This is a genomic window from Aliiruegeria sabulilitoris (assembly GCF_001558155.1).
GTDB lineage: Bacteria > Pseudomonadota > Alphaproteobacteria > Rhodobacterales > Rhodobacteraceae > Tropicimonas > Tropicimonas sabulilitoris.
Map to the genome: position 1 here is coordinate 14,450 of NZ_LOAS01000029.1, position 12,730 is coordinate 27,179.

Annotated in this window: 10 protein-coding genes; 3 read left to right on the plus strand and 7 right to left on the minus strand. The window is 62.4% G+C overall.

All coding sequences use genetic code 11. The features are described 5' to 3' along the window. Positions 1 to 116: 116 nt before the first annotated feature. From AX756_RS20515 to AX756_RS20535, 4 genes are all read right to left on the minus strand, one after another. Entirely contained in the window at positions 117 to 3,254 is a 3,138-nt protein-coding gene (locus AX756_RS20515) for an efflux RND transporter permease subunit (protein ID WP_068316427.1), read from the minus strand. Between the two features lies 1 nt (position 3,255). Further along, entirely contained in the window at positions 3,256 to 4,596 is a 1,341-nt protein-coding gene (locus tag AX756_RS20520; protein WP_068316431.1) for an efflux RND transporter periplasmic adaptor subunit, read from the minus strand. Positions 4,597 to 4,830: 234 nt separating this feature from the next. Further along, positions 4,831 to 6,075 (minus strand): multidrug effflux MFS transporter, encoded by a 1,245-nt coding sequence (locus AX756_RS20525; protein ID WP_082739228.1) that lies wholly within the window; start codon positions 6,073 to 6,075, stop codon positions 4,831 to 4,833. Positions 6,076 to 6,684: 609 nt separating this feature from the next. Beyond that, entirely contained in the window at positions 6,685 to 7,569 is an 885-nt protein-coding gene (locus AX756_RS20535; protein WP_068316439.1) for a LysR family transcriptional regulator, read from the minus strand. A gap of 469 nt (positions 7,570 to 8,038) precedes the next feature. Here AX756_RS20535 and AX756_RS20540 point away from each other — a divergent pair, with 469 nt between their 5' ends. Both AX756_RS20540 and AX756_RS20545 read left to right on the plus strand, forming a co-directional pair. Further along, positions 8,039 to 8,278 (plus strand): hypothetical protein, encoded by a 240-nt coding sequence (locus tag AX756_RS20540; protein ID WP_231701121.1) that lies wholly within the window; start codon positions 8,039 to 8,041, stop codon positions 8,276 to 8,278. Between the two features lie 280 nt (positions 8,279 to 8,558). After that, the gene (locus AX756_RS20545) at positions 8,559 to 9,926 is read left to right on the plus strand and encodes an arylsulfotransferase family protein (protein ID WP_068316441.1); all 1,368 of its coding nucleotides are present in this window, start codon (positions 8,559 to 8,561) and stop codon (positions 9,924 to 9,926) included. A gap of 48 nt (positions 9,927 to 9,974) precedes the next feature. Here the strand turns inward: AX756_RS20545 and AX756_RS20550 are convergent, their stop codons facing one another. Together AX756_RS20550 and AX756_RS20555 are read right to left on the minus strand one after the other, a co-directional pair. Then, positions 9,975 to 10,823, minus strand: a complete 849-nt coding sequence (locus tag AX756_RS20550; RefSeq protein ID WP_068316453.1) for a glycosyl hydrolase — start codon at positions 10,821 to 10,823, stop codon at positions 9,975 to 9,977. A gap of 7 nt (positions 10,824 to 10,830) precedes the next feature. Next, positions 10,831 to 11,112, minus strand: a complete 282-nt coding sequence (locus AX756_RS20555) for a hypothetical protein (protein ID WP_068316455.1) — start codon at positions 11,110 to 11,112, stop codon at positions 10,831 to 10,833. 402 nt (positions 11,113 to 11,514) lie between these two features. Here AX756_RS20555 and AX756_RS20560 point away from each other — a divergent pair, with 402 nt between their 5' ends. Next, entirely contained in the window at positions 11,515 to 11,766 is a 252-nt protein-coding gene (locus tag AX756_RS20560; protein WP_068316457.1) for a hypothetical protein, read from the plus strand. 68 nt (positions 11,767 to 11,834) lie between these two features. Here the strand turns inward: AX756_RS20560 and AX756_RS20565 are convergent, their stop codons facing one another. After that, positions 11,835 to 12,704: a glycoside hydrolase family 26 protein gene (locus AX756_RS20565; protein WP_156461595.1), complete on the minus strand. Its 870-nt coding sequence runs from the start codon at positions 12,702 to 12,704 to the stop codon at positions 11,835 to 11,837. Positions 12,705 to 12,730: the final 26 nt, after the last annotated feature.

Here is a 12,730-nt window from a genome sequence, read left to right on the forward strand (position 1 = left end):
GTTCGCGACAGAGCGCCTGCCCCGCCCATCCTTCGTCGCGGGCGGGGCGAAGGGCGGGATCGAGCCCTTCGTAGATGTTCAAAAGGCGGCTTCGCTCCCGCCCTGTGGCCGATGCTTCACGTTTCTACAAGCGGGCCCTTTTGCGCCGGGATGTCTCCGCTCTCCCCATCGTCGAATTTCTCCACCCATTTCTGCACCGGGAAGATGTCGAAATAGATGCTGAGCAGCGATGGCAGCACCAGCGTCACCAGGATCATCGAGGCCGTCAGACCGGCCGCAACCGAGACAACCAGCGGCACCATGGTTTGCACATGGACCGAGCTGTTCGCGATAAGCGGAAGAAGCCCGGCCACCGTCGTTCCGGTCGACAGCAGGATCGGCCGGAAGCGGGCACGGACGGCGTCGAGGGCGGCCGCAACGTGGTCGTCCCCTCGCAGGTGGGTCTGGAAGAAGGTCAGGAACAGGATGGCGTTGTTGACCACGATACCCGCAAGCGACGCGAAACCGATCATGCTCGGCATCGACAGATCCAACCCCATGGCCCAGTGACCAAGGATCGTGCCGATCAGCGCGAAGGGGATCGACAGCATCACCACGATGGGCAGCGTGTAGCTGCGGAACTGGAAGGCAAGCACCATGTAGACGCCGATGAGCCCCAGCAACAACTTCGAGCCGACCGAGGATTGCGATTTCTTTTGTTCCTCGGTGGCCCCGCCAATGGAGACCGTGGTGCCGGGGTATAGCCGCTCCAGTTCCGGCGCGACCTCGTCCAGAACGAAGGTCGAAATGGCGGTGGAGGTGGTGGCCTTGCGGTCGATCTGGCCGAGGATATTGGCAACCACGCGCCCGTCCTTGCGGGTGATCGTCGGGTAGGAAGCGGCGAGGTCCATATCGGCCACGGTGATGAGCGCGGCCTGCTTGCCATCGCCGACGATGATCGGGAATTCCTCCAGCTCGGTGAGGTTCGCGACCGTGTCACCCAGCTGCACCTGCACGTTCACATTGGAGGCTCCGGTGTGGAATGTATCGGTCTCCGAGCCCTGGAACGCCTGGCGAAGCTGCGCCGAGAGCGATTGCGGTGTCAGCCCCACGGAATAGCCGTATTCGTTCAGCGTGAGTTTCACCTCCTGGCGCCCCCCGTAGAAATCGGAATAGGCCTCCTTGACGTCGATCCGCTCCAACAGCCGTGCGAGGACCTCGGACGCCGCCGCCTCGACGTCGCCGAGATCGCGCCCCGAGATGTCGATATCGATATCGTTGCCCCCCGGACCCATCTCGTTTTGGGCAAAGCTCACCTGATGCAGGTCCGGCAGCGCGCCAGATTCCGCGCGCCAGACCCGCAGGACCTCGCTCGCACTCACATTGCGCTTTTCGGCCTCCAGCAGGTCGACCGTCACCGTCGCGGTGTTGGAGCCATTGTCGTTGACGTTCGAGTTGGTGCCGTAGCTCACGAGAACGCGCTCGACCAGCGGCGCGGCCCCTTCGGTGCCGGGCGTGTAGCGCGCATCGACCCGTTCAAGGGCTGCGAGGATCTGCTCGACATTGGCCACCGTCCGTTTTCGGGCAATCCCGGAGGTGAGCGCGATCTTTGCTTCGATCGTGTCGCCTTCCACCTGCGGAAACCCGACGACCTTGATCTGACCGGACGCGACCAGCCCGATCGAGAGCACGAGCGCCCCCAGCACGGTGCCGATGGTCAGGTAGCGGACCCGCGCCAGCGCCCCAGCGGCGGGAATGACCACGCCCTCCTTGAACCGCTCCAGCACCCGTGCGGCGGGGCGTTCCTTGTGCGCGGCCGGAGTCCCCTTCCCGATCTGGCTCAGGTGATGCGGCAGGATCAGGAACCCTTCAAGCAAGGACAATCCGAGGGTCAGCAGTAGCACCATCGGGATGTATTTGAGCACCTCACCCAGATCCCCGTCGATGAACATCAACGGGCCGAAGACGCAAGCCGTGGTCAGAAAGGAGGACAGCACGCCCGGCAGGATTTCCTGCGTCCCACGCCAGGCCGCCTCCTTGCCACCGACGCGGCTCCGCCACTTGTCGATATTCTCGGCGATGACGATGGAATCGTCCATGATCAGCCCGACGGCCATCAACAACGCGATGAGTGTGATCATGTTGATGGTCACGCCAAGGGCGTTCATCAAGAACAGCCCGCCGAGGAAGGACACCGGCAAGGCGGCCGATATCCAGAGCGCCTCCTTGAGCGTGAAGAACATCCACATCACGGCAAAGACCAGCACCAATCCCATGACGATATTGGTGACGATGAGGGAAAGACGTTCCTCGACGATCTCGGTCAGGTTGTTGGTGACGGTGATCTGGAACGGCTCTGCCCAGGTCGCGCGCTCCTCTTCCAGGATCGCCTCGACACGTTCGAAGATACGGATGGAATCGCCATCCGTGGCCTTCATTATCTGGATGGTCGCCGTCTGCGCGCCGTCGATGAAGCTTTGCGTGTTCTTGTCGCTATCGACGATCCGAACGGTCGCGAGATCCTTCAGCCGCACGATGCCGCCGCTTTCGTTCTGCAAAACGATTAGGTCTTCGAGATCCGCCACGGTGCGGCGCACGTCCGAATAGCGCAGCACGAGGCTCTTCTCGGTTGTTTCCACCTCGCCCAGCGGTTGTTGGAGCGAACGGGCGTTGATCGCATCCACTACGCCCTGGCTCGACAGGCCGTAACGGCGCAACTCCTCGTCGTCGAAGGTCACGCGCAATTCCCGGTCGGCAAGCCCCGACACGATCGCTTCGGATACGCCGTCCACGCCCTGCAGCCTGTTTGCGAGGTCGTCGGTGTATTCCAGAAGACCCTTCTTGCCGTCGATGCCGGAGACAGCGATCCGGGCGATCATCTCGGTGCGCCCGCCACGCTCGATGGACGGAGTCTCCGCGTCGGCCGGGAAATCGTTCACACCCGAAACAGCCGATGAGACATCGTTGTAGAACTGTATGTTATCGCCGCCGGTCTCCAGCTCGGCGGTTGCCACGGCGCGCCCGTCGACGGAGAGACAGTCGAGCTCCGCCAATCCGTCAGTGCCGGAAATCGCGTCCTCCAGCCGGGTACAGATATCCTCGTCCACATCGACGGCAGAGGCGCCGGGATAGGAGATGGACACCAGAACGGTGGAGGCGGTGGTGTCGGGAAAGGTCTCTCGTTCGATATTGCTGACGGTTGAGAGGCCGAGAATGCAGATCAGCGCCATCAGCAGATTGGACGCGACGGGGTGACGGACGAACCAGGCGATCATGTTACTGCTCCGCCGTGGGCATGACAGGATCCAACGCCATGCCGATCACCGGGGGCGAAGGTTCGCTCAACACCAGCCGCTCGCCGCCCTCCAACCCGCTCAGGATGATGGCGTCCTCGCCGATGGACGGGCCGACCTCGACTGCGGATTTGGCAAGCCGGTCCTGCGCATCCGCCAGGTAGACAAAAGCCGCGCCGTCATCGCCATAGCGCAATGCGCTCCGCGGAACGCGGATGGTGTTCTCGATCGGTTGCGAGGTGAAGATGACCGATACGAAGGCACCGGATTCGAGCCGCGCGCGTTGCAGCTCTGGCTGCCCGAAAGTCGGATCCTCGACCCGGACGACAACGCCCATCGTCGCGGTGTCCGTGTCGAGCGTGCCGCGCATGCGTGCCAGTTCCGCCGGCCAGGACATCACCCGGTTTCCGAGCGACACACGCACCTCGGCCGATATTCCGGCCTCTTTCAGGATTGCCATGGCCCCGGAGGTGTCGATGCCTTCCTCGGGAAGGTCGACCTTGCCGCGTGTCGCCATGAAGATCGGCGCAAAGGTTGTCGGCTGGACCTCGGCGGTCACTTCGGCGGCGGAGGTGTCGTCCAGCACTAGCAATGTGTCGCCGGTGCGGACGAACTGCCCGGCCTCGACGCCAATTTCCGAGACCCGGCCGCGGAATGGTGCGGAGATCGTCGCCTTCTCGATCGACCGCTCGGCTTCGCGCAGCTCGGAGTTGCGCACGGCACGTGTCGCTTCCAGGCTTTCCCGCTGGGCGGGATAGAGCGCCAGCGTGTTCTCCAGCGCGAGCACCGAATTCGACTGCGCCAGCAGGGTTTTCTGCGCGGTGTCGAGCGCGGCCTGTGTGGAGGCGCCGCGTTCGACCAACGAGGCGACGCGGTCGTACTCGTCCTGCGCAACGGCCTTCGTCCGTTCCTGCAACTCCAGCGTCTTGCGGGTGTTTTCTTCCTGCCGTTCGATTTCGTGCAACTGGGCCTCGACCGCGGTGATATTGGCCTGCGCCTTCTGGCGGGCAAGCTCGTAATCCGTCACGTCGATTTCAAACAGCACATCGCCCGCCTCGACGATGCTGCCGGCGGCCAGGTCGCCAGGGATCGTCTCGATCCTCCCCTGGACCTCCGAGACCGCCGACCAGTCCCGAACCGGCTCGACCCGACCATAGCCGGTGACACTGGCCGAGACGGGTTGCGGCAGTATCTCCATCACGCGCACCGCGAGCCGGAATTCCTCCTGACGGATGACATCCTCGGGCTGTTCTCGTGTCATCCAGTTGAAACCGAGCACGGCAATCACGAGTGGAGGCAGGATCATCAAAGGTCGAAGATTCATGAAACAGGTCCGGTTTTGTTTGTACAGTTGGAAGCATCGAGAGCCCTTTGCCGTCTGGCGGCGAACGAGACTGCAAAGGCGCGGCCGTTTCGCTTCCACGGGCCGCGCGATGATTTCCGTCGCTGCAATGCGGAAAAAAGATAGCGCCCCCACAACACGACAGGAAAGGGATCTGGCCGCAGGAAGTGCGGCGCGCCCCGGATAGGGGCGTCAACAGGCTTGCGGCTTCGTGCGTCAATCCCTTTGCGGCAGGAAGCGCATGGTCCCGAAACTGAGACCGGCGCAGGTGAGGGAACACAGGATCAACGGTACGGGCGTGCCATCAAAGGCCTGTCCAACCGGGATCGCGATCAGCACGGCGAGAATGGTGCTGATCGCGCCCATGGCCGAGGCTGCCAGCCCCGCAAGATGGCCCACCGGTTCCATCGCCAGCGCCGTCGCGTTGCCGGCGATCAACCCGTTCTGGAAAAGGATCCCCAGGGTGAAGACCAGGAACACGACGAAACCGGCGGTCCCCGTGAGCCCGACGCCCCACAGAAGGAGCGCGGCCAGCGAGGAGAGCGTGATCTGCGCCACCAGCATCGCGTTGATCATGAAGCGCATGCCCAGGTGGTTGACAAGCTTGGCATTGAGGAAGCCCGAGCTGGCCGCCAGCAGGGCAACCCCTGCAAACCAGAAGTGGAAATGCTCTCCGCGCCCATAGGTGATGTCGAAGATCTGCAGGACCGACGAGATCATCGAGAAAAGCGTTCCGTAAGTCAGCACCTGAACGATGATTGCCACGATCACCACCCGCATAGACAGGACGTAGCGCGTATTCACCATGAGGCTGCCGGGCCGAAGCGGTGTCCGCCTGGCCGTCGGCAATGTCTCGGGCTGGCGCAGCCAGAACCAGGTGGCGCCGATGGTTGAAACGAAGGCGAAGGCGACAAAGATCGCCCGCCAGCCGGCCAGGTCGATCACCTGTGCGCCGAAGGTGGGCGCCATGGCCGGGACAATGGAGAAGATCATCATGATCAGAGAGCTGATCTGCGACATCCGACGCCCCGAATACAGGTCGCGCACGATGGCCATGCAGACTGTCCGCCCCGCCGCGCCACCGACCCCCTGAAGGATCCGTCCGCCCAGCATGATTTCAAGCGACCCGGCTTGCCAGCATATCATGGCCCCGGCGATATAGACCACGGCACCGCCAAGGATCACCGGCTTGCGCCCCCAGGCATCCGACATCGGCCCGGTGAAAATGGTGCCGACGCCCAGCCCCAGCAGGAAGAAGGCGACGATCAATTGCGCCCGGTTGGGCGAGCTGGGTGAAAGCTCGGCAGATATCTCCGGGAAGGCCGGCAGCATGGCGTCGGTGGAGAAGGCGACGGTCGCCATCAACACCGCCATCAGCGCGACGAATTCGGTCAGCGGCAGCGCCGGTTTGTGATCGGTTGCCGCCGGCTGATAGGGTGCGGCGGCCTGAAGATCTGTCATTGCGCGTATGTCACTTGGGTTTGTCTTGTCGGGTTGGAAGGCCGGTATCCATGTGAAGGGGATCGGGATTGCCAGCGAGAAGGGGCGACATGGCAGAGGCAGGGGGAGACTGCCCCACTGCCCTCCGGGTCAAATGGGCACCGCCTGCCTGCCCTGTTCGTTGAGGTCCGTGATGCATGTGTAAGCGGGACTTTCGCGGCAATCGGCAGGCACCTCCGCGTCGGAGGCGTCGGGAAGACCGAGTTTCGCGACAACACCAATGGCAATGACGAACGCGCGAAACGCCAAGGGAGTCCTGAGGTTCGGAGTCATGGGCCATCTCGATAGGGTCAGTGTGTCAGCAGGTCGGAGAGGAAGGCTTGCCCGCCATTGGAGGTGCCATATCCCGGTCTCTTCCGCGCAAACAGGTGCCGGTATGCGCGGTGACTGCGCATGAATGCGACCAATCGTACTGTGAGATACCCTATTTCCGTGCCACCCGTTCTGGGCTGAGCCGACACCGCGCGCGACAAGAATTTGACGGTCTGTCCGACAGGTGCCGAGATCGGCGAAAGCTGCGCCATCGCCGGAGGAACTTCCTGCGCGTCAGGGAGTGCTGTCTGGCCGTTCTCAAGCCAAGCCAGAGCCCGTGGGCGGGGCATCCTTGATGCATTTCAGCATGGCCTGAACCTTGTCTGTCCGGTGCAGGTCGACATGGGTGACCAGCCAGAGTTGGATGAACCATTCCGGCCGTGGCGGCAGAACCTGATGCAAGCCCGGGTATTGCCGCGCCAGATGTGCTGGCAGGAAGCCGATCGCCGCGCCCGACAGAACCGCGTCCTGCGTGGTCCGCACATCGGATGTCCGCAGGACAACCCGTTCCTCGGGCGCGATCCGGGACAGCCAGGCTTCGACCACGGAGTCGCCCCTGCGGTTCGGAATACCGATGAAATCATGCGTGGCGAGATCCTCCGCATCGCGCGGGAGACCGCGGCGCCGAACGTATCGCTCATGGGCGTAGAGGCCAAAACCTACCCGATCGAAATCCTGGATGACATAGTCGTCCTGGTCCGGTCTTGGTCCCCCACGAAGGGCGATATGCGCCTCCCCGTATTCCAGCTTGAGCAGCTCTTCTTCCGCCAACAAAGTGACACGCGTTTTAGGGTTCTGTTCGCGGAACCGAATGATGGGAGCCATGAGCCGCCCGGCCAGAGGTGGCACCGTGGTGATGATGATTTCACCGGTCAACTCGGCGTCACGCGCCCGGGTGCGACCGGTGAAATCCGCCACCATCTCGTCGGCCCGTCCCATGACGGTGAGGAGTTCCCGACCGGTCTCGGTCAACACATAGCCGCGACCATGGCGCTGAAAGAGCTTGGCGCCAAGATGGGCCTCCAGGGCGTCGATATGACGATTCACGGTCGCGCGGTGCACGCCAAGGGTCTCGGCCGCCGCGCTGACCGTTCCCAGCTTTGCCACGTGATATGCCGTTCGAATCTCGCCCCACTTGTCCATGGTCGACTCCCATTGTCCGGGCCGAGCCTAATGTCGCATGAATGCGCCATCAATGCATCGTTGTGACAATTATGCGCACTCGGTGTCATGTTGGCGTATGACGTGTGAGTTTAGGTTTCGTCCGAAACGACCTTGGCGATGCGCCCTGTCGGTGGAAGATGCCGATAGGACCACAGCCTGTTTGGATCAGTCCCGCAGGGCGGAATCCCCGAGAAGGCGACCAGCGGCTTTGCGGGAAATGGCGCGGATAGCATTGGGTGCCCAACCCCCTGCCCGGACGCGATCCACATTGCACCGACATCACCAGCCGGGGCGTCTGAACAGACCGGCAGCCCTTGGGCAAGCCATCCTACTCCCTGTGACCGAGGGTGGTGGACGCCGGTTAGCCCGCTGCTTAACATAGACCCTGACCGGGGCGGGCGGATAGGATCCGGACCCCGGCAAATCCATGGTGAATGGAGCAAGGAACATGACTCATTTCCTTCGCCTGTCGATCCCGGTTGCAGCTTTCCTGGCGGCGTTCCTGCCGAAGCCTGCGCTGGCTTATATCGGGCCGGGGGCCGGTCTGGGTGCGATCGCGGTCGCCCTTGCACTTGCCGCCGGGATCATCCTCTTGATCGTGGGATTTCTCTGGTTCCCAATCAAGCGCATGATCAAGCGTGCGCGGCACACCTCCTCCGAGGATGAACAGGGATCGAAATCCGAGTAGTCGGGACAATCGCCCTGGCATGTTCGCGGCTGCGGACCCTGCCTGGTCCTTTCCGCGTTCGGTTTTCCGTGGCGTTTCGGGGCGGGATGGGCCGTTGCGGTTGCACTGATCCTTGCCGCTGTTGTTCAACGCGGGACGTGTTGGCGTTGTCGCCATTTTCGCCGGAAAGATCGAACGTCACGCACTCCAATCCGCTTCTGTTGACAGTCATAATCACGATGGTAGCAATTGAGTGTCGGCGGCGCGGCTGAAGTCCGCCGTCGGGAGGAGCATGCATAGAATGCGATTGGAACGGTTTGCCTTCCGCAAGATCGAGCTGTGGGTCGTCGGACTGTTGCTGGTAGCGGCGGCAATCGGGGCCGTCATGTTCGGGGCAATCGTTTATGACACCACAAATGGCAAAGCGCGTTTCGGCAGCCTCGGAGAGACGGCGGTCCTGGTCGCCAAGGCCCCCTGGACGATCGAAGAGGTGCTCCATGAAGACGAGCGGATGCTGTCGCAATCGCCCAATCGCTTCCCGGGTACCGGCGGCTGGCAGGTCGAAGGCGAAAGCTATCCCGGCGATCTTCCCGGCTATATCCTGATCAGCCGCCATGACGGGGACAAACGTCGGCACGTGCTCGAGCTATACGACCTGACAGACCTGTCGGTGGTCCATCGTTGGTGGCCGGATGCCAATGAGCTGCTGGCGGATGCGCGACGCGACTGGATCTGGATGGACTACACCGCATGGCGTCGCGCAGCCTGGCGCGCGATCCACCCGCTCTTGCTTGAGAACGGCGATCTGATCGTCAAGGATCAGTATGCGCCGCTGTTCAGGATATCGGCCTGTGGCGACAAGGTCTGGATGAAGGACGATATCTATTACCACCACTCGACAGAGCCTGATGGCGAGGGCGGCTTCTGGATCGCCACGGACCCCGCGCAATCCGATATTCCGGGGGTGACGGAGTGGTTCATTGAAGACGCGATTACCCATATGACGGCCGATGGCGAGGTGCTGTACGAGAAATCCATCGTGAAGGCCTTCTATGAAAACGGCCTGTTCCACCGGATCTTCGGCGCGGGTTTCCATTACAACAACCCGCTGCATCTGAACGATGCGCAACCGGTTCTCGAAGACGGGCCCTATTGGAAAAAGGGCGATGTCTTCGTCAGCATCCGCCGTTACTCGACGATCCTCCTCTATCGCCCCTCCACCAACAAGATTGTGTGGATGAAGGAAGGCCCGTGGCTGGATCAGCACGATGTCGATATCATCGACGATCACACCATAGCGGTTTTCAACAACAGCGCCGTCAACACCGGCAGGGGGCGTCGCGTGCGCAATGTCTCGGAAGTGCTGTTCTACGACTTCGAGACGGATACGGTGACCAGCCCGTTTCGCGCTGCGATGGAGAAATACTCGGTCAGGACGGAAACCGAGGGTCTGTTCGATTTCCTGCCCACTGGCCACATGATGCTTGAAGAAGAGAATGCCGGGCGGTTGTTGCTGTTCGCGCCCGACGGCGAGCTCGTCGCCAGCTTCATCAACAACAATTCCGAGGGTCTGGGCTTTCACATGGGGTGGAGCCGCTACATCCCCGAGGATCTGGGCCAGCGCGCCATTGCCGCGATCAACACGCATGACTGCAAACCCGATCCCTGAGATCCAGCGGGAGCGTTCGGGGAAGGCTTCTGGGCAGGCGAGCGAGGGTCAGTCAGCCGAAAGGCTTGCGATCTCTTCGGGGGCGCGGCCGGCAAGGATATCGGCGAACGCCTCGCCCAGCGGCGTTGGGCGCATGTTGTTGTCGACGAGGTTGATCGCCGGCACGGTGCCCCGCCACGGATAGGGGTTCGCCGCGAACCATGCGTGGCGTTCGACGAAGGGCAAGGCTTCCATCATCCGGATCGCCTCATAGGCAAAGGCCGCGTTGGCATTGTAGCTTGTCCGCGTTGGACGTGACCAGTCGATGACGGCGAATTCGGTCACCCAGATCGGTCGCCGGTATTCCTTGTAAACCGCGGTCAACCAGTTGCGGAACGTATCCACATCGCCATCGGTCGAGTAATAGTGCACCGCCATGAAGTCCACGCGCAGGCCGCGCCGTTCGACCTCGGTCATGAAACGGCGCTGCCACGAGTTTCGGCCAAGGGTGCCCCCGCGCGTCGTCGCCGGGCTGCCGAGTCGCAATCCGCGCGCTTCCAGGTGAGGCCAGAGCGCAATGGCCTCGTCCACGCTCATCCCAGCCTGATGCTTGCCTCCGCGCCCGTCGGGTTCGTTGAAGCCAAGCAGCGCCTTGGGAGCCAGGCGTGACTCGATCGGGTCACGCACGTTCCTGGCGCTGTGGATCATGGGCACGAATTCGACCCGACGGCGCTGGCTACCCTTTTGGTGAATCTCGTCGGCGCGCCAGTTGTAATACCACTCCAGACCGCGTGTCTTTTCGATCCAGCGCAGGGTCGTGTAGCTCTTGTTCTCCCACGCGCCGACGCCGGCCTGCTGTGCGCTTGCGGTTTGGACCATGAGGAGAAGCCCGGTCAGGATGAGAAGCAGGCGGACCATCGTCGCGTCAGTTCCGGTAGCAGCGCGAGCGACGGCCAAAACCTGCCGGTGAACAAATCCAGCTGCCGCGCCCCATCGAAACGACGGGCACCTTGGGTGTACCCCTGCTGGGCGCGGACAGCAGGTTGAGAGTGGCTGTCGCGGCACGCGTCACTGCAACGCCGGTCTGGGCGGAGGGCGTGACGGCGGTGTCGGCCGCATGCCCCGCGCCTGCAATCAGCAGCGCTGCCGAGGTGGAGAGAACAAGATGCCGGATACGGCGGAGCGGAAAGGAACCTGTGCGAGACATGGTTAACCTCGTTTCATTGGGCAGACCGTCATTGTCTGCGTGCCTGTATGCCAACGAGATCACGACAACGCGTCACGGGGCGGGCTGAAATATGGCGATTGGAAGGTCGGTCCGGTGAAAGCCGGTGTCAGTTTTCCTGGCACCTGGAGCGTTGTCCGAATCCCGCAGGAGAACAGACCCAGCTCCCCGACCCCATCGTGGCGGTCTTCACCATTGGCGTGCCGTTGCCTGGCGCGGCCAACAGGTTCAGAGCGAGCTCGCTCGAATGTGAGGAAACGACTGGCGTCTCTTTCGAGGCGAAGTTGTCACGTGTTGCGGCCTGCGCGGCGGTCGATGCCACAAGCAAGGCGGCAAGGCCAAGCGCAATTCGATTGGCTCCCGACGGGAGGAAAGCTGTCCCCAATGTCATTTTTGGTTGGAGTCCTTTTTCTGCTCGATCTCAATGGAGGGGGCGATGTGATCGATCGCCCTGCCCCTTTGTTTTCAACGGCAGAAACGAGCCTGTTCCATCTCATGCCGCGGCGCTTTCATAGCACGACGGGAAGTTCGTTCCGAGCCGTTGCAGGCATCGAATGGGCGCTACCCGGCAAATCGCTGGCGAGAGCGCAGGCGAAGCCGCAGATCAATTGGACTCAAGTATTTGTCTGCGGCTGATTTTCTGCGCGGATGCGCGGATGCCGGGGCATCGGCATTTTCCTGCCGATGCCTCGGGCAGCTTGCCGTCATTCGACGATATTCTGTCCGAACCGCCAGTCCGGAAGGCCATAGCCATCGGGCCATGGGTAGACTTCCTTCTGGTTGAAATAGACCACGGCGACAAGCTCGCTGAGGCCCTCCAGGCTTTGGCGGACGTCCTCAAGCCACTTGTTCACATAATCCGCATCCCCGGAAAAGCCGAGTTCGGCGACCACGATGGGCAGGCCGAATTTGACGGCGCGCTCGTATCGCGGATCGAGGACCTCCCGGAAGCTGCGTTCCGCGCCAAGCTTGTCCTTTTCCCATTTCTGCAGGCCGAAGACGGACAGGCCGATAACATCGACATAGTCCTCGCCGGGGAAGTACTCCTCGAACGGGTAAAGCGTCTTGTCCGTTTCCAGACCGAGCGGTGACCACATGAAATCGATGTCGGGCGCGACCGAGCGGCAGACATCGACCATGCGCCGGTAGGCGGCGATATAGGTTTCGGGCTGCCAACCGGCCCAGATGAACTGTCCGGAGTAGTCCTCCATCTCATGGGCCCAGCGGACGGTGACGGCACTTTGGAATCCGCCAAGAATACTGCAGATCGTGCTCATGTTGGTGTCGAAGGCACCACTGTTGATACCGGCGATCAGCACCTCGGGCCGGTTGCGTTCATCGCGCGTCCAGGTCCAGGGCTCGATCGTTACCAGGACCGAGCGTCCGCGCTCGGCGGCATATGCGTCGGCCTCCAGCAGCGAGGGCAAGTAGACATCCTGCCAAGGCAGGAACAGGTGTTCGATCTGCACATCGGGGTCATCGCCAAAGGCCCCGTAGGGATCGTAGGCACCGAATGGCAGATCGCCCGGCGGTGCCGCCACGGCACCAGAAGGCCAGAGAAGAGCGCCCGCCATCACGGCCGCCAGCAATCCTCGCGTCG